Source organism: Stenotrophomonas sp. 2YAF22 (assembly GCF_052114665.1).
GTDB classification, from domain to species: domain Bacteria; phylum Pseudomonadota; class Gammaproteobacteria; order Xanthomonadales; family Xanthomonadaceae; genus Stenotrophomonas; species Stenotrophomonas indicatrix.
Window position 1 is genome coordinate 1 of sequence record NZ_JBFRFE010000882.1, and the last position, 1,240, is coordinate 1,240.

Genomic DNA, 1,240 nt, shown 5'->3' on the forward strand with positions numbered 1-1,240 from the left:
CCTTCTGCGACACCGCCACGCCGATCACCGCTGCCGCGCCCACCGCCAGCAGCGCAGCCAGCGCGCCCAGCGCACCGAACTCGACCAGTACCGCGCCACGCAGCTGGCGCCGCGTCGCACCCAGCGTGCGCAGCACCGCGCTGTCATAGCGGCGCTCGCCAGCCGTCGCCTGCAGTGCCGCCAGCAGCACCAGCACGCCGGCCAGCAGGCTGAACACCATCACCAGCTGCACCGCCTGCGCTACCCGTTCCATCACATCGCGCACCTGCGAGATCACCGCATCCACGTCCAGCAGCGACAGGTTCGGTTGCGCGCGCACAAGGGCCCCGAGACCCGCAGCCTGTCCCGCCGGCAGGTGGAACGCCGACAGCAGATTGTGCGGCGTATCGCCCACCGCGTTCGGATTCAACAACACGAAGAAGTTCGGCCGGAAGGTATTCCAGTCGGCCTTGCGCACGCTGGTAACGCTGAACTCGCGCTGCTGCTCGCCCACCGCAATGGTGATGCGGTCACCCGGGTACACGCCGTAGCGCTTGGCCCAGCCGATCTCCACCGAGGCCTCGGCGGCGGTGCTGTCCGGCTTCCAGAAGGTGCCGTTGACCAGCGTATTGGCCGGCGGGAACGTGCTGCGCCAACTGAAGTTCAGCGGCCGGTTCTCGTCATCGTCGTCGCGCTGGCCTTCGCCCTGCGGTTGAGTGTCCTCGGCCGGCGTGCGGTCGACCCGCAGCGGCGGCTTGCCGTTGATCGCGATCAGGCGGCCGGTGGCCATCGGTTCGATGCTGGCATCGTGCGCACCCAGGCCCTGCAGTGCAGCCAGCACGCTGTCGCGCTGCTCGGGCTGGATGTTGATCAGGAAATAATTGGGCGTGTCCGCAGGCAGGCGCTCGCGCCACTGCTGCAGCAGGCCGGGGCCGATCACCGCCAGCAACAGCAGGGCGCACAGCGACAGTGACAGCCCCACCAGCTGCATCACCGCCAGCATCCGCCGCCGCGTCAGCGCCGCCAGGCCCAACCGCCAGTTGCCGTGCAGGCGGTGCTGCAGGCCGCGCAGCAGCTGCAGCAGCAGGAACCCGACCACGCCGGCGGCCACCGCCAGCCCGGCCAGGCCACCGAGCACCCACAGTGCCAGTTTCAGATCGCCGGTGACCTGCACCGCCAGTACCAGGCTGGCCGCCAGCGCAGCCACATAGGCCAGCAGCGAGGCCGGCGGCAAGGCAGCGAACGAGCGGTTGAGCACGCG

1 protein-coding gene is annotated in these 1,240 nt (G+C 69.9%); it reads right to left on the reverse strand.

From position 1 onward, the window contains the following. The coding region (locus AB4Y84_RS21960; protein ID WP_442250971.1) for an ABC transporter permease at nt 1–1,240 on the reverse strand (1,240 nt) is incomplete at both ends.